Annotated in this window: 19 protein-coding genes; 14 read left to right on the top strand and 5 right to left on the bottom strand. The window is 38.4% G+C overall.

Going from position 1 to position 16,975, the window contains the following annotated elements:
- Window positions 1-36: 36 nt before the first annotated feature.
- Window positions 37-606: a GNAT family N-acetyltransferase gene (locus tag ACKXGU_RS14425; RefSeq protein WP_463465966.1), complete on the top strand. Its 570-nt coding sequence runs from the start codon at window positions 37-39 to the stop codon at window positions 604-606.
- Here the strand turns inward: ACKXGU_RS14425 and trhA are convergent.
- Window positions 599-1,225, bottom strand: a complete 627-nt coding sequence (trhA, locus tag ACKXGU_RS14420) for a PAQR family membrane homeostasis protein TrhA (protein ID WP_463465965.1) — start codon at window positions 1,223-1,225, stop codon at window positions 599-601. The two genes, ACKXGU_RS14425 and trhA, sit on opposite strands and share 8 nt — an antisense overlap.
- Entirely contained in the window at window positions 1,225-1,902 is a 678-nt protein-coding gene (locus ACKXGU_RS14415; RefSeq protein ID WP_463467443.1) for a DUF4294 domain-containing protein, read from the bottom strand. The genes trhA and ACKXGU_RS14415 overlap by 1 nt, the downstream gene beginning before the upstream one ends.
- A gap of 114 nt (window positions 1,903-2,016) precedes the next feature.
- Here ACKXGU_RS14415 and ACKXGU_RS14410 point away from each other — a divergent pair, with 114 nt between their 5' ends.
- The 9 genes from ACKXGU_RS14410 (at window position 2,017) to ACKXGU_RS14370 (ending at window position 11,628) form a co-directional block, all read left to right on the top strand.
- Window positions 2,017-3,105, top strand: a complete 1,089-nt coding sequence (locus tag ACKXGU_RS14410; RefSeq protein ID WP_463465964.1) for a M42 family metallopeptidase — start codon at window positions 2,017-2,019, stop codon at window positions 3,103-3,105.
- A 32-nt stretch (window positions 3,106-3,137) separates the two neighbouring features.
- Entirely contained in the window at window positions 3,138-3,695 is a 558-nt protein-coding gene (locus tag ACKXGU_RS14405; protein ID WP_463465963.1) for an NUDIX hydrolase, read from the top strand.
- Between the two features lie 19 nt (window positions 3,696-3,714).
- Window positions 3,715-4,386 (top strand): PrsW family intramembrane metalloprotease, encoded by a 672-nt coding sequence (locus ACKXGU_RS14400; RefSeq protein WP_463465962.1) that lies wholly within the window; start codon window positions 3,715-3,717, stop codon window positions 4,384-4,386.
- Window positions 4,387-4,466: 80 nt separating this feature from the next.
- The gene (locus ACKXGU_RS14395; RefSeq protein ID WP_463465961.1) at window positions 4,467-4,949 is read left to right on the top strand and encodes an acyl-CoA carboxylase biotin carboxyl carrier protein subunit; all 483 of its coding nucleotides are present in this window, start codon (window positions 4,467-4,469) and stop codon (window positions 4,947-4,949) included.
- A gap of 1 nt (window position 4,950) precedes the next feature.
- Entirely contained in the window at window positions 4,951-6,390 is a 1,440-nt protein-coding gene (gene accC / locus ACKXGU_RS14390; protein ID WP_463465960.1) for an acetyl-CoA carboxylase biotin carboxylase subunit, read from the top strand.
- 5 nt (window positions 6,391-6,395) lie between these two features.
- The gene (locus tag ACKXGU_RS14385; RefSeq protein WP_463465959.1) at window positions 6,396-7,937 is read left to right on the top strand and encodes an acyl-CoA carboxylase subunit beta; all 1,542 of its coding nucleotides are present in this window, start codon (window positions 6,396-6,398) and stop codon (window positions 7,935-7,937) included.
- A gap of 39 nt (window positions 7,938-7,976) precedes the next feature.
- Window positions 7,977-8,543, top strand: coding sequence for a DUF1579 domain-containing protein (locus ACKXGU_RS14380; RefSeq protein ID WP_463465958.1), 567 nt, complete (start codon window positions 7,977-7,979; stop codon window positions 8,541-8,543).
- A gap of 74 nt (window positions 8,544-8,617) precedes the next feature.
- Window positions 8,618-10,348 (top strand): APC family permease, encoded by a 1,731-nt coding sequence (locus ACKXGU_RS14375; protein ID WP_463465957.1) that lies wholly within the window; start codon window positions 8,618-8,620, stop codon window positions 10,346-10,348.
- Window positions 10,349-10,404: 56 nt separating this feature from the next.
- Window positions 10,405-11,628, top strand: a complete 1,224-nt coding sequence (locus tag ACKXGU_RS14370) for a multidrug effflux MFS transporter (protein ID WP_463465956.1) — start codon at window positions 10,405-10,407, stop codon at window positions 11,626-11,628.
- Here ACKXGU_RS14370 and ACKXGU_RS14365 read toward each other — a convergent pair.
- From ACKXGU_RS14365 to ACKXGU_RS14355, 3 genes are all read right to left on the bottom strand, one after another.
- Window positions 11,603-12,235 carry a MarC family protein gene (locus tag ACKXGU_RS14365; protein WP_463465955.1) on the bottom strand — a complete coding sequence of 211 codons (633 nt, stop codon included), beginning with the start codon at window positions 12,233-12,235 and terminating at the stop codon, window positions 11,603-11,605. The genes ACKXGU_RS14370 and ACKXGU_RS14365 overlap by 26 nt on opposite strands.
- 127 nt (window positions 12,236-12,362) lie before the next feature.
- Window positions 12,363-12,803, bottom strand: coding sequence for a DinB family protein (locus ACKXGU_RS14360; RefSeq protein WP_463467442.1), 441 nt, complete (start codon window positions 12,801-12,803; stop codon window positions 12,363-12,365).
- A 1-nt stretch (window position 12,804) separates the two neighbouring features.
- Window positions 12,805-13,566 carry an NYN domain-containing protein gene (locus tag ACKXGU_RS14355; protein ID WP_463465954.1) on the bottom strand — a complete coding sequence of 254 codons (762 nt, stop codon included), beginning with the start codon at window positions 13,564-13,566 and terminating at the stop codon, window positions 12,805-12,807.
- Window positions 13,567-14,119: 553 nt separating this feature from the next.
- Here ACKXGU_RS14355 and ACKXGU_RS14350 point away from each other — a divergent pair.
- The 4 genes from ACKXGU_RS14350 (at window position 14,120) to ACKXGU_RS14335 (ending at window position 16,888) form a co-directional block, all read left to right on the top strand.
- A complete protein-coding gene (locus ACKXGU_RS14350) occupies window positions 14,120-14,596 on the top strand; it encodes a hypothetical protein (protein ID WP_463465953.1) in 477 nt (158 codons plus the stop codon).
- Window positions 14,597-14,751: 155 nt separating this feature from the next.
- Complete coding sequence (locus ACKXGU_RS14345; protein WP_463465952.1) at window positions 14,752-15,279, top strand: hypothetical protein; 528 nt, start codon at window positions 14,752-14,754, stop codon at window positions 15,277-15,279.
- A gap of 129 nt (window positions 15,280-15,408) precedes the next feature.
- Window positions 15,409-16,149: a hypothetical protein gene (locus tag ACKXGU_RS14340; protein WP_463465951.1), complete on the top strand. Its 741-nt coding sequence runs from the start codon at window positions 15,409-15,411 to the stop codon at window positions 16,147-16,149.
- A gap of 127 nt (window positions 16,150-16,276) precedes the next feature.
- A complete protein-coding gene (locus ACKXGU_RS14335; RefSeq protein WP_463465950.1) occupies window positions 16,277-16,888 on the top strand; it encodes a class I SAM-dependent methyltransferase in 612 nt (203 codons plus the stop codon).
- Window positions 16,889-16,975 lie beyond the last annotated feature (87 nt).

Below are 16,975 nucleotides of genomic sequence, written 5' to 3'. Positions count from 1 at the left end.
AGGGATATCTGTTAATTATTTTTAAAGTTGCCTGATATGAGTTTTCAGATTAATGATGCTGTTTTTGAAAGCTTTCCAGAACTGGAAAGTGAACGACTGTACTATCGCAATTTTAATGCGGGTGATGCCGCTGATATGTTCTATCTAAAAACCGATGCACGTGTGATGGCGCACATGGATTCCAACAAACATGAAAGCATCAACGATTCATTGGAAGCCATCAAACGTAATCAGGATTCGTTTAAAGATAAAACCGGGATTAACTGGGCTATTGTTGACAAAGCCACCAATGAGTTTATTGGGTATTTTGGTTACTGGCGCTTTTTTAGAGAGAGCTGCCGTGGTGAGATTGGGTATAGTCTGAAACCCGAGTTTTGGGGCAAAGGTTTTATGACCGAGACCATGACCAGACTCATAGATTTTGGTTTTAATGATTTGCATCTGCATAGTATTGAAGCTAATATCAATCCGAACAATGCCAATTCCGAAAAGCTATTAGTAAATTTTGGATTTAAAAAAGAAGCCCACTTTCGAGAGAATTACCTCTTTAACGGTCAGTTTTTGGATAGTATTATTTACTGTCTGCTGGAATCGGACCTTAAATAATATACCAGAACACCATAAAAAAGTGGCAGATAGCACCGCCCAATACAAACAAATGCCAGATGACGTGATTGTAAGGAATGCGTTCGATGGCGTAAAATACAATGCCCAATGTATAGGCCAAGCCACCTGCAAACAGCCATAATACCCCATTAGGCCCAATAACTTCGGACAAATAGCTGAAATCAAAAACCACCAGCCAGCCCATAGCAAGGTATAACAACACCGAAAAGACCTCAAACTTACCCGTAAAGAATATTTTTAAAATCAGCCCCAAAGCCGCGATGCCCCAGACCACCCAAAACATAGGCCAGCCATAACTGTTTTCCAAAGCAATGAGGGTTACGGGTGTGTAGGTTCCTGCAATGAGCAGATAAATACTGATGTGGTCCAGCACCCGAAAATAATGTTTGTGCTTTTCCCGTTTGATAGCATGATACAAGGTGGAAGCCGTAAAGAGGACAATGATGGAAATACCATAAACAATGACACTGAAGAGTCCCCATTCGGTTTGTTGGGTATTATAAACAATCAATAAGACCAACGCTGCAATACCCAACATAGCCCCTATTCCATGGCTAATGGCATTGAGTTGTTCTTCTAAATCAGATTGGTGCCGCATTATGGGTTGTCCTTTTCATTCAGCCACTTTTGGGTGAGTTCCAAAAAGTCAAAGTCCAAAGCCGATTGCTGTTCTTCCAAGCGTCCACTTTGAAAATTACGCTGTAGTATATCTTCAATTAAATAGTCTTCTTTGTTTTCCCAGGGATCGAACTCTTCCTTGAGGGAAATATCGAATAATTTAGCTGTATTATTAAACCAGAACGCACGCCAGCCACTCCGGAGATCTTTGACCAAATCAAAGGTAGTCTGACCGGTTTGCCTATGGATGAGTTTGACAAGTATCTGCCCTTCTGTTCGCGTCAATTTTTTAAGTTCTTCAGAAAACTCCTCTTCGATATATTTCTGGATGATTTTGGTGTACTTTTTCTTATCCCGATTACTTTCCATAGAAGCGATACGCTCATTCAAGGTCTGCAATCGTTCGGCAGCCAGTTTGGCATAGGGATACACTTTGACGGTCTTGCGTCTTAAAATTAAATAGCGTCTGCGGTCATCACTGCTATCAAATTTCAGCTTGTGCAGTAAGACGACTTCATTAAGGTTAATAGCGGTATGCGGTATGGAATCGCCTTCAATGATAATGTATTGTACATCGGTAGAATCCTGCTCAAATTCATGGACTTGAGCCAGTAAAAAACCAGGAATTAAAAAAAATATATACAACAATCTGTTCATGGCAATCCTATCAACTAAAATCATTCCAATTTCGACACTCAAAATTAACAATTTACAGCCTCTATAACCTTAAAATCTTATTAATATTATTATTTTAGTCCAAAATAATGAAACATGGCAAAAAAGAGTGTACTCAATAAAAAGTCGATGGACTTTTTGGAGAAATATTTAAACAATGCTGCCCCAACAGGTTATGAATGGGACGGGCAAAAAATATGGATGGATTATTTAAAACCGTATGTAGATGAGTTTATAACCGATACTTATGGATCGGCTGTTGGTGTCATTAACCCCAAAGCCAAATACAAGGTGGTTATTGAAGGCCATGCTGATGAGATTTCCTGGTATGTGAATTATATCTCTGACAATGGCTTGATATATGTTATTAGAAATGGTGGTAGTGACCATCAAATTGCACCAAGTAAAATTGTGAATATTCATACCAAAAAAGGTATTATCAAAGGGGTGTTTGGCTGGCCTGCTATCCACACACGTAATCGTGCCAAAGAAGAACCGCCAAAACTGGATAATATTACAATTGATATTGGTGCTAAGGATAAAGCTGAAGTAGAGAAAATGGGTGTTCATGTGGGTTGCGTGATTACTTATCCGGATGAATTCCATATACTGAATAAAGATAAGTTTGTTTGTCGCGCTCTAGATAACCGTATGGGTGGCTTTATGATTGCCGAAGTGGCGCGATTGCTCCATGAGAATAAAAAGAAACTGCCTTTTGGTCTGTATGTTACCAATTCGGTTCAGGAAGAAATAGGCCTGCGTGGTGCTGAAATGATTACGCAAACTATAAAGCCGAATGTAGCCATTGTGACTGATGTGACCCATGATACGACTACGCCCATGATTGAACGTAAAAAAGAAGGTCATCTGGAAATTGGTCTCGGACCTGTAGTGGCCTATGCCCCTGCCGTACAACAAAAATTACGTGATTTAATTACGGATACTGCCGAAGACAAGAAGATTCCATTCCAACGCTCGGCTTTATCACGAGCTACAGGAACTGACACCGATGCCTTTGCTTATAGTAATGGTGGTGTGGCATCAGCCTTGATATCCTTACCACTGCGTTATATGCATACCACGGTGGAAATGGTTCATAAGGATGATGTTGAAAACGTGATTCGTTTGATTTATGAAACCTTATTGAAAATTAAGGACGGGGAAACGTTTTCCTATTTCGAATAAATATAAAGCCTCTAAAATGAGGCTTTTTACTTATGGATGAATTCATAGACATTGTTGACTCTTTTGGAAAGCCTACTGGGAAATCGGCTTTAAAATCAGACATTCACAAACAGGGTTTCTATCATAATACCGCACACATCTGGTTATATACAAAGGGTGGTGACATTTTATTAGCACAACGTGCCGCCAGCAAAACGATTTGTCCGCTGTTGTGGGATGTTTCGGTAGCTGGTCATGTAGATGCCGGTGAAACCATTGAAAGCGCTGCTATTCGCGAAACCCGAGAGGAAATTGGTTTGAGTATCACGTTAGATGATTTAGAAAAAATTGGCGTGTTCCCCTGTTTTCAATCGTATGACAATGGTATTACAGACAATGAATTTCATCATACTTTTATTGTGGAGCTCAAACAAGACCTGAACACCCTAACACCTCAACCCGATGAAGTAGAGGCCTTAAAGCTGGTTAGTACAGAAGAGTTTATTACCCTTTTGAAGCATAGCAATACCAATGGTCATTTTGTAGCTAGTAATGAAGCCTATTACCTATTTGTTTTAGACGCCATTAAAAAACGCATGGAACAAAACTAATTTTTGCTAATTTTCAAGCATGGAACTTATACTCTTATCAATAGCGCCTGTAGCCATCATAGTTCTATATATTTATGTCAAAGATAAATATGATAAAGAACCCTTACCGCTACTCTTATTTTGTTTTTTGTTTGGTGCATTTGTGAGCATTTTTATTACCACGCTCCTATATGTTATTTTCGATTTTATCATTGTTCCAGAAGACTATAGCATATTCGAGCAATTTATTAAAGCCTTCTTCATTGTTGGGTTCACAGAAGAATTCAGTAAGTATATTATTGTGCGCTACTATGCGCAAACCCGTACCGCTTTTGATGAACCTTATGATGGTATCATTTATGCGGTTATGGTATCCATGGGATTTGCAGCCACCGAAAATATATTCTATGTTTTGGAAGGCGGTTATCAAGTTGCCTTGTTACGTGCGTTTACAGCCGTTCCGGCTCATGCTACTTTTGCCATATTAATGGGCTATTATATGGGCAAGGCCAAATTTTCAGAAAACAGTGTTAAACTGAATTTGATTGGACTCTCATTGGCAATTCTATTTCACGGCGCCTATGATTTCTTTTTGTTCATCGATTTCATTCCCGGTGTATGGGTTGGGGCCTTTGTATCTTTGGCCGTTGGCATTGTGCTGTCCCGAAGTGCCATCAAGCGTCATCAGGAAAATTCGCATTTTAAGCTATAGCTATTTAGCAAGAATTTATAAAATTCGATTCCTTTAAACTATTTAGATTGTGTACCTTTACAACTCTAAAATAGTATTTCATGACAAAATTTAAAGCGTCTGTAAACAATGCAGATCATTTTGAAATTTCTTCAGAAAATATTCAATCGCTCGATGCCGTTTCAATCCATGAAAAGGCATTTCATGTTTTAAAAGGTAACCAATCCTACAAAGCAGAAATTGTAACAACCGACTTCAATAACAAAACCTATTCGGTGAAAGTGAATAACACCATTTATACGGTGGCTATTACTAATGCACTGGATCAGCTAATCAAAGATATGGGATTTGAAGTGGGTGCTTCCAAACACGTGAATGATATCAAAGCACCGATGCCTGGTTTGATTTTAGATATTAACGTGTCGGAAGGCCAGGAAGTCAAAGAAGATGACAGCTTACTGATTCTGGAAGCCATGAAAATGGAAAACGTGTTGACATCACCGCGTGATGGCGTTATTAAATCCATTAGTGTGCAGAAAGGTGATGCTGTAGATAAAAATCAACTATTAATTGAATTTGAATAATATGAAGAAGATACTAATAGCTAATAGAGGTGAAATTGCTATCCGTGTGATGCGAACCGCCAAAAAAATGGGCATTAAAACGGTTGCCGTTTATTCGACGATAGACCGTAGTGCGCCGCATGTTAAATATGCAGATGAAGCCGTATTAATCGGTGAAGCGCCTTCCAATCAATCTTACTTATTAGGTGATAAAATTATACAGGTGGCTAAAGACCTGAATGTGGATGCCATACATCCTGGATATGGGTTTCTTTCAGAAAATGCGGACTTTGCCGAATTATGTGAAGCCAACAATATCACATTTATAGGTCCCAAAAGTAAGGCTATCAAAATTATGGGTAGTAAACTCGCAGCCAAAGAAGCTGTTAAAGCCTATGACATTCCCATGGTTCCTGGAACCGATGAAGCCATTACGGACATTCCTGAAGCCAAGAAAATTGCCAAGGACATTGGTTTTCCAATCTTAATAAAGGCCTCTGCAGGTGGTGGTGGAAAAGGCATGCGTATTGTGGACAAAGAAGCCGATTTTGAGTCTCAAATGAATCGTGCCATTAGTGAAGCGGTTAACGCCTTTGGAGATGGCTCCGTATTTATTGAGAAATACGTGGCATCACCACGACATATTGAAATACAGGTCATGGCCGATACCCATGGTAACGTTATACATCTTTTTGAACGGGAATGTAGTGTTCAACGTCGACATCAAAAAGTTGTTGAGGAAGCACCGTCCTCTGTTCTGACTCCAGAATTGCGCGCACAAATGGGTGAAGCCGCTGTAAAAGTGGCTAAAGCCTGTGATTATATTGGTGCTGGAACCGTAGAATTCCTATTGGATGAAAAGCACAACTTCTACTTCCTCGAGATGAATACTCGATTACAGGTTGAGCATCCGGTTACGGAATTGATTACGCAAACCGATTTAGTTGAACAACAGATTCGCGTAGCACGAGGTGAAGTACTCCCTATCAAACAAGAAGACTTAAGCATTCATGGTCATGCCTTGGAATTGCGGGTTTATGCCGAAGACCCATTGAATGATTTCTTACCCAGTGTTGGGCATTTAGATGTGTACCAATTACCTGTAGGTGATAATATTCGTGTTGACAATGGATTTGAGCAAGGCATGGATATTCCAATTTATTATGACCCGATGCTGTCAAAATTAATTACCTATGGCAGTACTCGTGATGAGGCCATCCAATTGATGATAAAGGCTATTGAAAATTACCAAATTGAGGGTATTCAAACCACCCTCCCGTTTGGCACATTTGTTTGCGAACACGAAGCGTTCCGTTCCGGTAACTTCGATACGCATTTTGTGAAAAAACACTATTCACCTGAAGCCATAAAAGCCAAACAAGAAGCCGAAGCCCAGATTGCGGCACTCCTTGCCGTGAAGCAGTACCTGGAAGATCAAAAATTATTACGCGTACCAAACTAGACAACATGGAATCCAAAATAAAAGACTTAAATGAAAAATTAGCCCAGGCCCAATTAGGTGGCGGCGAAAAACGTATAGAAAAACAACATGCCAATAAAAAATTAACCGCGCGTGAGCGGGTTCAATATGTATTGGATGAAGGCTCCTTTGAAGAAATTGGTGCTCTGGTGACCCATCGTACCAAAAACTTTGGTATGGACAAACAACAATTTTATGGTGATGGTGTTGTTACTGGTTATGGTACCATTGATGGCCGACTAGTGTATATTTTTGCACAGGATTTTACGGTCTTTGGTGGTTCCTTATCTGAAACCCACGCCGAAAAGATTTGTAAGATTATGGATTTGGCTGTGAAAGTGGGTGCGCCACTTATTGGATTAAATGATTCTGGTGGTGCTCGTATTCAGGAAGGTGTGCGCTCTTTGGGTGGTTATGCCGATATTTTTTATAGAAACGTACAAGCCTCGGGAGTCATTCCGCAATTATCAGCTATTATGGGTCCTTGTGCTGGTGGTGCTGTGTACTCCCCTGCTATGACCGATTTTACCTTGATGGTTGAAAATACCAGTTATATGTTTGTTACCGGACCCAACGTGGTTAAAACAGTGACCAATGAAGAAGTGACCAGTGAAGAATTGGGTGGTGCATCTACCCATGCCTCAAAATCGGGTGTGGCTCATAAAACATCTGCCAACGATGTGGAATGTCTGGAAGACGTCAAAAAGCTATTGAGCTACTTACCACAAAATAATCAGGAAAAACCACAGGCCTTACCTTATGAATTGGGTGATGAATTGAGAGACCAACTGGCTAGTATCGTTCCCGATAATGCCAATAAACCCTATGATATGCACGAAGTCATTGCAGGTATTATTGATGCTGATTCTTTTTATGAAATCCATAAAGACCACGCCGAAAATATCATAGTCGGTTTTGCGCGATTAGGCGGAAAATCTATTGGTATTGTTGCCAATCAACCGATGTTTTTAGCTGGTGTATTAGACGTCAACAGTTCAAAAAAAGCGGCACGTTTTGTCCGTTTTTGTGATGCCTTTAATATTCCATTATTAACGCTTGAAGACGTGCCAGGATTCCTGCCTGGAACCGATCAGGAATGGAACGGTATTATTGTACATGGTGCTAAATTATTATATGCTTTTAGTGAAGCAACCGTACCAAGAATTACCGTAATTACAAGAAAAGCCTATGGTGGTGCTTATGATGTAATGAATTCTAAACACATTGGTTCGGATATGAACTTTGCCTGGCCCAGTGCTGAAATTGCTGTGATGGGTGCCAAAGGAGCTGCGGAAATTATTTTTAGAAAAGACATTAAGGATGCCAGTGATCCTGAAGTCAAATGGAAAGAAAAGGAAGCTGAATACGCCGAGAAGTTTGCCAATCCTTACAGCGCTACGGAACGCGGATTTATTGATGAAGTCATTTTACCAAAAGATACGCGTCGTAAACTCATTAAGGCATTTGCCATGTTGGAGGATAAAAAAGTGGATGCGCCCAAGCGTAAGCATGGCAATATTCCGTTGTAATTTAGTATATTTATGAGACTAATTAATCCGTAAAACAACATGAAAAAACTAATCCCTTTAAGCATGGGCTTATTGTTGAGCTTCACTGCTTTTTCTCAAACCCCAGAAGAAATGAAAGCCTGGCAGGACAATATGACCCCAGGCAAATACCACCAGTGGCTGGCCTCTATGAATGGTGATTGGAACGCTAAAGTGAGTATGTGGATGGATCCTACACAACCACCAAGTATATCGGAAGCGACCACTACCAATACCATGATTTTGAATGGCCTGTACCAACGTTCGCAGCATACTGGGAATATGATGGGACAACCTTTTATGGGTGAAAGTATTACAGGCTATGACAATGCCAAAAAGGAATTCATTGCTACCTGGATAGACAACTTTGGTAGCAGTATTATGCTTATGAAAGGGCAATTGGATGAAGCCACTAATACGCTGACCCTTCGTGGAAGCATGATGGATCCGGCGACTGGACAAGATATGCAGGTCAAAGAGGTATTCACAAAATTATCAGAAGACTCGCATAAATTTGAAATGTTTATGGTGATGGGCGAACAGGAAATAAAAAATATGGAAATAGTTTACACAAGAAGCAAAAAATAGATGCTCCATACAGAAACATAATAAAAGCCTTCACCAAATTCATTTGATGAAGGCTTTTTAAATTGAATCACCTTATGAAAAGTAAACTCAATCAATTAGCAGCAACAGCCATTTGTGGGAATGATATCAGTTCCTCTTGTTTGTATGTATCCGCATTGGCCATAGTTTACGCAGGGCAATATGCCTGGATATCCTTATTGATGGTAGCAGGCATTCTGTTTTTATTCAGACGTATTTATGGCGAGGTGGTTGGTGCTCTCCCACTCAATGGCGGTGCCTATAATGCGTTACTCAATACAACCCAAAAGTCCACCGCATCATTTGCGGCCACACTCACCGTGTTATCTTATATGGCTACCGCTGTTATTTCTGCCAGTGAGTCGGTGAAATATGCTCATAGTCTGTGGTCAAATATACCAGTGGTATATGTGACTATCGGCTTATTAGCCGTATTTATGATCATTGTGATTATGGGTATTGGCGAATCGTCCAAGGTGGCCATTACCATTTTTATTTTTCATCTATCGTCTTTAACATTATTATGTCTGTTTTGTGGATATTATCTTTTACAAAATGGTATTAGTCATCTTATTGAAAACTTTCAGTCGCCTTTGGAAGGCAATATCAGTACGGCTTTATTTTTTGGTTTTGCGGCAGCCATGCTAGGTATTAGTGGTTTTGAAAGTTCGGCCAATTATGTTGAAGAACAACAGGCTGGTGTTTTTCCAAAGACCTTACGAAACATGTGGGTCATTGTAACCATATTCAATCCGTTAATTGCATTTTTAGCTTTAGCTATATTGCCAATGGCCAGTATTCATCATCATGAAGAAACCCTACTATCCTTTATGGGTGAAACGGTTGGTGGCCACTGGTTGTTTTATATTATTTCCATTGATGCCATGCTTGTTTTAAGTGGCGCTGTTTTGACAGCCTATGTAGGTGTTGGTGGTTTGGTTGAGCGCATGACATTGGATCGTATTTTACCTAAATTCCTGCTCGTAAAAAACAAAAGAGGTAGTTCCTACATCATTTTTATCACCTTCTTTATTTTATGCGTGACCATTTTATTGATTACAAAAGGCAATCTGGAAGCCCTGGCAGGTGTCTATACCATTGCTTTTTTAAGTGTTATGGTGCTATTTGGATTGGGAAATCTTCTCTTAAAAATAAACCGCAAGCAATTACCCAGACCAGAACGTGTGAAACCATTGGCCCTATTTGTTGCTATAGCTGGTGTTATAACCGCTTTGATTGGTAATATGATTTTGAAACCTGAATATCTGGTTATTTTTCTGGAATATCTCGTTCCAACCTTATTGGTTGTTGGTTTTATGCTTTACCGCATTAAAATTTTAAAAGCACTACTCTATTTACTGGAATATATTTTACCAAAAAATAGTGAGCTATTTAGTAAAATGGATGCCTTCATCAAAAAGACCATTGCAAAAATAAACAATCAAGCTTTTGTATTTTTTACCAACCACGATGATGTTTCTACACTTAACAAAGTCTTGCAATATATTTCCAAAAATGAACACACCAAACGCTTAAAGATTGTAGCAGTTGTAAAACCTGGTGCCGAAGTAGCCCAAAATCTTATTTCGGATGTAGCTGTTTTGGATCGAGCCTATCCCGAAATTCATATTGAATTTGTTGAAGAAGCTGGATACTTTGGTCCTACTAAAATCAAGGAGTTGTCCAAGCGCTGGCACATTCCTGTGAATTTTATGTTTATTGGAACACCGAGTGAAAACTTCAAATTCAGAGTTCAGGAATTGGGAGATGTTCGTGTGATTATTTAAGAAGACTTTATGATTAGTCTTTTAGCATCCATTGAAAAGCACAGTACCTTTGCAACATGCTAAAACAACAATCCGAAAACGGTTCCGTAAATATTGAATTTATTGCCTTAATGGCATCACTCATGGCTATCGTGGCCTTGTCTATTGATGCCCTGTTACCTGCTCTACCTGACATTGGTCAGACTCTAGGCGTGGTAGATGTTTCTAAAAATCAGTTATTGGTGACCATGATCTTTTTAGGTCTGGGATTCGGGCAGCTTATTTTTGGACCACTATCGGATAGTTATGGTCGTAAACCCATCATATATACCGGTTTTATACTCTTTGTGATTGCCAGTATCCTTTGCGTGACCACTAAAAGCTTTGAATTGATGATACTGGGTCGTGTTTTGCAAGGTGTGGGTCTTTCGGCACCACGTACCATTAGTATCGCCATGGTTCGGGATACCTACAGTGGTGATTATATGGCCAAGGTGATGTCTTTTGTGGTTATGATTTTTATTTTGGTACCTGTGGTGGCACCGACTTTTGGACAGTTCTTGATTACGTTTTATGACTGGCAGTCCATTTTCTATTTTAATTTATTATTTGGTGTGGCTGTTATGATCTGGTTTTACAAACGCCAACCCGAAACCCTACCCAAACCATCCAGAATTTCGTTATCCCGAAAACAGTTGGTAAATGGTACCATGACTTTTTTTAAACACAAAGATGCGGTAGCTTATACCTTTATTTCCGGATTGATAACTGGCTCCTTTATGGTCTATTTGAGTACCTCACAACAAATCTTTGAACATCAGTATCACCTTGCTGATTTATTCCCTTATATCTTTGCCAGTCTGGCCATTTCCATTGGGTTTTCAACCTTTATCAATAGCACCTTGGTATTGCGTTTTGGCATGAAGCGTATTGCCGTAACAGCTGCTATAGCCTACTGTATCATTTCTATTTTATATGTGGTTCTCTTTCATAATGGCAACAACCCTGATTTATCGGTACTGGTCATGTTTTTTGGACTCCAATTTACGGCCATCGGTTTTTTGTTTGGAAACCTTCGGTCTTTGGCCATGGAGCCCATTGGTCATATAGCCGGTATTGGCGCTGCGCTTAACGGCTTTATTTCAACCATTATGGCGGTACCTATTGCCAACTATATTGGTAGTTTTGTAACTGACAGCGTGCTACCGTTGTTTATTGGATTTTCGGTATGCGGTGTCTTGTCAGTTTTACTCTTTTGGGCAGTAAAAAACAAGTCTAGCCTAAAGCCTGAGTCAAAATAGCTACAACCGAACCTTTGATGTATTCAACACCAATGGCAATGACAATAAACCCAATTATTCGGGATAAGGCATTGATACCTGACGCGCCCAAAAACTTGACAATAAAGTGTGCCGATTTCAGAATGAGATAAATAGCTATCGTTACCAAAACCATGGCTCCCAAAATAGTACCGATTTGTAATGTGGATTGGTATTCCTGATTGTAGGTAATCAGTAATGAGATGGTTCCTGGTCCTGCCAGCATAGGAATAGCCAATGGCGTTAACGAAATCGCATCGCGGGTTTCTATGTCCTGTTGAATCTTATCACGCTTCATACCCTTGTGTTCTCGAAACTTACCCGTCAACAAGGCAAAACCGGAGGATGCAATAATTAACCCACCAGCAATTTTAAGGGCATTTAAACTGATACCGAAAAAGGATAAAATATACTTGCCGGCAAAAAAAGATAATAACAAAATGGCCAATACATCAATGGCCGTCCAGAAAGCAGTTAGGGCGCGTTCCTTTTTGGAATTTTCCTGGGTCAATCCTACAAAAACAGGTACCGTTCCCAAAGGATTCATAATGGAGAATAAGGCACCAAAACTAACTAAAAATAAGTCCATAGTTTTTGCTGCAAATTCCGTGCTTTTTTAGATAACAGACGTTACCGGAATATTAACGAATAATCAGGAAATAGTGATTACTGAGTCTTGCAATGTTACCGAATGGTAATGTAGATATACTTTACAATTACAATAATCTTCTATGATAATTTATCTGTCCTAAATGATAGGCCAAATGCATAGTTAAGTGTACCAAAAAGTATTCGGTGGTCATGTAATCTTCAAAGGGGTTGCGTCTATATTCTTCTTGTAACTGTGCTTCAGTTAGTGATTTTAATGATTTTGTAATCATGACTTTGGTATCAGCTACCTGTTGCAAGAGAGTTTCTCGAGGGACATCTTTAGTTGAAAATTCCAGATCACGTTGTCTGATATATCCCGTGTCACCCAATTCGGCACCAATAAAGTGATTGAGGTTGCCAACCAGATGCAAACACAGATTGCCAGCAGAATTGGAAATGCCCTCCGTGACTTTCCAAAGGTCCTTTTCGTTAGAATAAGCTTGTATTTCTTCCTGAAGTTTGGTAAGATCTCGAACAAACAGTTTGGTGAGTGTGTGGCTTAACATACTATTTTTTTCTTCTTCTGGTTTGACGTTGTTTCTTCCGTACATAAATGAGCTTAAAGCGTCCGTTGCCGCCTTCGCGCTTATCGATTTCAAACTCTTTAATGGACTCTATAAGCGGCGTTAGTTTTTGAAATCCATAATTACGGGAGTCGAAATTAGGTTGCTTTTTCTGTAACAGACTACCAACATCGCCCAAAAATGCCCAGCCGTCATCATCGGCTAAATCCTGAATGGTATGGGAAATAAGCTGAATGACTTTGGGTGTGATTTTATCGTAGCTGGGTTTGGATGCGGTTGTTTTGTCTTTGTCAGAAGTATCAGAATCTGATGCCTGTTGCTTGAGGATTTCAATGTATATAAACTTATCGCAGGCTACAATAAAGGGTTCTGGTGTTTTCTTTTCGCCAATGCCGTAGACTTGCATACCCGCTTCACGCAAGCGCGTAGCCAGGCGTGTGAAATCGGAATCGCTGGACACCAGGCAGAACCCATTGACTTTTTGACTGTACAGGATATCCATAGCATCAATGATCATGGCACTATCCGTAGCGTTTTTGCCTTGCGTGTAGCCGTATTGTTGTATGGGTGTAATGGCATTTTCCAGAAGCATGTTTTTCCATTTGGACAGGTGTGGTTTGGTCCAGTCGCCGTAGATGCGTTTAATAGTTGGGTTGCCGTATTTGGCTATTTCTTCCATCATTTCCTTGACATAGGCTGATGGAATGTTGTCGCCATCAATGAGGACGGCCAATTTGATATCCATAAGGAAGGGGTTTTAGTTGTTGGTTTTCCGTAAAGTTAATGAACTCCTTTGAAACCATTAGTTTTTGCCCGAACTGATTTCAAAAATCAGGGAATATACCCTGTTTTGACTGTTTACAGATTATTTGTGCGCTTTAACAAATTTTTATGGTTATGTAATTAAAGAGGATTTATATTGGCAGTACCATAACATAAGTAGGTTAAGTTTATGGTAGATTTGGGGCAAAGAGGTAAGCATTCGTGCTTACCTTTTTTTTATGCTTTAAGGTTGACTGCCTTATGTTGACCAAAAGGAGACCAACATTTGGTTGTTTATATTTGTAGGAATTTTCGATAGTAAACACCAACTAAATACCAAGTAAATACCAACTACATACGACGGAAATATGGAGGAAATATTAGGGAGATTTGTTAGTATTTGAATGATACTGTTTAAAAGTGATTTCTGTTAACCGAAACAAAAAAGTTATCTTATCCGGGTATGAGACCGATTAAACGCTTATATTTATGTTGATATAACAAGTTGGCAAACATTTAAAAATTCTCGATAATTAATGAACAACGAGACTTTAAAAGAAAAATTAGAAGAATTTATAAACTTATTCGAGTCTGAAACTGAAGAAATAAAAGGACACGTAAATTATAACTCAACGTTGAATATTGGAAATCAACTTTTAAAGTTTCACCACAACCGAGAAGCTGAAAAATATAAAACTCTGATTGTTGAATACATTGACGAATTGAAAATAACTGATTTACCGACTGGAACTAAAACTCAACTGGAATTATATAACAAATACATTTTAAAAACTGGACAGTATTTAATCCACGAAAGAGACTTTAGACATAAAGGAACAAACAAACTGAAATATATCGCATTCGGAATTATTTTGGACTTTTTGGTTTACTATTTTTTCAAATCAAAACTTCCTTTCTATTTTCCGATTTTCACGCTGATTTTTACTTTTTTAGGGACTAGGAGAACAAAGAAAATGATAGCTGACAAAAAAGCTTTTGGACGTGGATTTTAAAAAAAACGATTTGCCAACAACGTGTATAATTCATTGCTTCTGATTTTCCTTTCGGAAAATCCTCGCGCTGAATTATTGCCAGTTATTTTTACTAAATTAGTTGCTAAACCAACGCAACGAAATCATACACAAAACCGTTGGCGGTAATTTGAGAAATGAAAACAGATTGGAATAAATTAGACAAACAGCTATCCGATGAAATTCAATCGTACGGAACTCGCAGAGCCGAAAAAGCATTTGAAATGATTTTGGGAGATGAATGGATTGAAGATGCTGTTGAAAAGGCAATTGATTTCAATGGACATTCAAGTGAACTGGCAATGAACTGCTTAAGACATATTTCTTCTGCCAAAGCTGCAAAAATTGCATACGGAATTTATAAAGGAGAAAATAAGGGTGAACGGAATTCAATGGCTGTATGGTTAATAAAACAATTAGCTGTGAAAGAAAGTTATGAATGGATAGAGGAATTCTTGAATGACAAAAAAGTAATTGGCGGGGGAATTGGAGTACTTGACCAACTTTTATGGTGTGAAATTATCGACTACGAGGATGAAAAAAAACGAGTGGACTTTTTACTCGAATTGACTTTAAAAAACTCAAACGGAGAACTAAAAGAAAATGTGGACTTTATCAGAAATTATTTGAATGAAAGAGAAAAAACTACCGCCAACAATGTATAACCGCAATTACGGCGGATTCGACTACGTCCGAATCCACTCGGAATTGCTAACGTCTGTGCTAAACCGAAAAACATTAACTTTAAACCCGTAACTGACGGTTATACGAGACCGTTAGCTACCATTTGAGAAATGAGAATATTGACATTCATATTTTGTATTGTATTGGTTAGCCTTTCATCTAATGATAATGTATTTGAAGGTGAATTGATTTATCATCACGATATGAAAATGAAATCTGAAAACTATTCAGAATCAAGGAAATTTTACGATACTTTAACAATAACATACAAGGACAAGAATTATATAAAACTGACAAACAAAAAGAACTACGAAAAAATACTTTTTATTGATTCTTTGAAAAAAATTTATGTCATCTATAAAGACAACTCGAGCAAATCCAAAAACCTCTCAATGAATGAGGATAATCTGAATTTTGGAAAACTTTACAATCGAGAAAATTCACATTTTGGAAGAATAGTTTCATTATCAAAATCAGACACAATTCTAAATTTCGACAAAAAAAATCGTGAATTAAAGAAGCTTTTTGTGGAAAGAGAATTTGGAAACGAAACTTATGTTTATTCAGAATCTAAAGAATTTAAGCTGTCCGACAATCGAAATATATTAAGGAACATCGGAGAACAAATACATCCAGAACAAATGGCATCTGAATTGAAAAACTCTATTCTATTCTATTATAAGTTGGACATGAAAAATTCGGACTTATTTGAGGAATATAAATTAGTTAAAATAAATAATAGGGAAATTGAAAATAGTGTGTTTGAAATTCCAGAACACAAAGATGCTAAAGGATATAAAAAAGAGAATAAAAAGAACGGTCGATTTAAATATTACGAATTGACCAAATAAAAAACGTTTGTTAACAACGTGTATAGCTCCTTTAGACTTGCATAACAAAAAAGATAGTAACTTTAACCCCTTACTGACGCCTATATTTGGCTCTGCTGATTAACCTAGAAAAATTGAGTCAAACAAAATGCATTCAGACAGAAAAACCCATTGGGAGACCGTTTATGAAACCAAAAGTCCTGAACAAGTGAGCTGGACTCAAGCGCACCCCAAAACATCGCTTGAATTTATAAACTCCTTCGGGCTCGAAAAATCTGCTAAAATTATTGATATTGGTGGTGGCGACAGCAAACTTGTTGACCATTTGCTTGACAACGGATTTGAAAATATTACCGTTTTAGATATTTCGGCTAAATCGCTTGAAAAAGCAAAAAGCCGTCTAGGCAAAAAAGCCGAAATGGTCAAATGGATCGTTAGCGACATTCTGGAATTTGAACCTACTGAAGTCTATGATGTATGGCACGACAGGGCTGCCTTTCATTTTTTGACTACCCAGCATGACATCAAAAGTTATATAGAAATTGCAAGACAATCTGTTAGTGGTTATATCATCATTGGAACCTTTTCAGAACATGGTCCTAAAAAATGTAGCGGACTTGATATTAAGCAATATAGCGAGACCGAACTAATCTCAAAATGGCAGGATGGATTTAAAAAGATTTCCTGTATGACTGAAGACCACGTGACTCCTTTTGATACCACGCAGCAATTTTTGTTTTGTAGTTTTAAAAGTCAGTAGGATCAAAATCCAGTGACTAAAAAAGGTTATAATTAAATACCAAATCAAAAATCTATAACTTTAAGCTTACGTGAACGACATAAATCC

The organism is Hanstruepera sp. CR43, from assembly GCF_055227665.1.
The sequence above is the reverse complement of the archived record's forward strand: the minus strand, read 5'-3'. Positions and strand labels throughout refer to the sequence as shown.

Coding starts and splice junctions, on each gene's coding strand:
- ACKXGU_RS14335 (WP_463465950.1), top strand. CDS start 16,277: ATGCATTCAGACAGAAAAACCCATTGGGAGACCGTTTATGAAACCAAA.
- ACKXGU_RS14345 (WP_463465952.1), top strand. CDS start 14,752: ATGAAAACAGATTGGAATAAATTAGACAAACAGCTATCCGATGAAATT.
- ACKXGU_RS14355 (WP_463465954.1), bottom strand. CDS start 13,566: ATGGATATCAAATTGGCCGTCCTCATTGATGGCGACAACATTCCATCA.
- ACKXGU_RS14415 (WP_463467443.1), bottom strand. CDS start 1,902: ATGAACAGATTGTTGTATATATTTTTTTTAATTCCTGGTTTTTTACTG.
- ACKXGU_RS14375 (WP_463465957.1), top strand. CDS start 8,618: ATGAAAAGTAAACTCAATCAATTAGCAGCAACAGCCATTTGTGGGAAT.
- ACKXGU_RS14365 (WP_463465955.1), bottom strand. CDS start 12,235: ATGGACTTATTTTTAGTTAGTTTTGGTGCCTTATTCTCCATTATGAAT.
- ACKXGU_RS14350 (WP_463465953.1), top strand. CDS start 14,120: ATGAACAACGAGACTTTAAAAGAAAAATTAGAAGAATTTATAAACTTA.
- ACKXGU_RS14405 (WP_463465963.1), top strand. CDS start 3,138: ATGGATGAATTCATAGACATTGTTGACTCTTTTGGAAAGCCTACTGGG.
- ACKXGU_RS14340 (WP_463465951.1), top strand. CDS start 15,409: ATGAGAATATTGACATTCATATTTTGTATTGTATTGGTTAGCCTTTCA.
- ACKXGU_RS14400 (WP_463465962.1), top strand. CDS start 3,715: ATGGAACTTATACTCTTATCAATAGCGCCTGTAGCCATCATAGTTCTA.
- ACKXGU_RS14370 (WP_463465956.1), top strand. CDS start 10,405: ATGCTAAAACAACAATCCGAAAACGGTTCCGTAAATATTGAATTTATT.
- ACKXGU_RS14425 (WP_463465966.1), top strand. CDS start 37: ATGAGTTTTCAGATTAATGATGCTGTTTTTGAAAGCTTTCCAGAACTG.
- accC (WP_463465960.1), top strand. CDS start 4,951: ATGAAGAAGATACTAATAGCTAATAGAGGTGAAATTGCTATCCGTGTG.
- ACKXGU_RS14380 (WP_463465958.1), top strand. CDS start 7,977: ATGAAAAAACTAATCCCTTTAAGCATGGGCTTATTGTTGAGCTTCACT.
- ACKXGU_RS14385 (WP_463465959.1), top strand. CDS start 6,396: ATGGAATCCAAAATAAAAGACTTAAATGAAAAATTAGCCCAGGCCCAA.
- ACKXGU_RS14395 (WP_463465961.1), top strand. CDS start 4,467: ATGACAAAATTTAAAGCGTCTGTAAACAATGCAGATCATTTTGAAATT.
- trhA (WP_463465965.1), bottom strand. CDS start 1,225: ATGCGGCACCAATCTGATTTAGAAGAACAACTCAATGCCATTAGCCAT.
- ACKXGU_RS14410 (WP_463465964.1), top strand. CDS start 2,017: ATGGCAAAAAAGAGTGTACTCAATAAAAAGTCGATGGACTTTTTGGAG.
- ACKXGU_RS14360 (WP_463467442.1), bottom strand. CDS start 12,803: ATGTTAAGCCACACACTCACCAAACTGTTTGTTCGAGATCTTACCAAA.